Origin of the sequence: Chryseobacterium sp. SIMBA_038, assembly GCF_046535115.1 — a bacterium.
Classification (GTDB): Bacteria; Bacteroidota; Bacteroidia; order Flavobacteriales; family Weeksellaceae; genus Chryseobacterium.
The window spans coordinates 1-261 of record NZ_JAWRXH010000246.1 but is presented as its reverse complement, the minus strand read 5'-3'; the positions used below and the strand labels follow the sequence as shown (position 1 = coordinate 261).

Genomic DNA, 261 nt, shown 5'->3' with positions numbered 1-261 from the left:
CCATTCCCATTGGCAATAGAAAACTGAACGCATTACAGATGTAGTCTCCACAGGAAATCTTGTCATGCTTCAGAAATTTCTCACCGGTATCTTTATTTAAATATGACTTCTTGAAATCATTCTTAAAGTCACTTTTTGAAAACTTGATCTCTATTTCATGACTCATCCCTTCAGCATCAACGATGAGTATATCTGCCTCCCAATCTGCCTGAAAATAATTTGTCAGAACGAGTTCTTTCTCAAAATCGCAGTGAGAATGGA

At 36.8% G+C, this 261-nt stretch carries 1 pseudogene; it reads right to left on the bottom strand.

Annotated features, from left to right (window positions below):
• Window positions 1-261, bottom strand: a pseudogene (locus SB689_RS23435) (hypothetical protein); the annotation flags it as partial.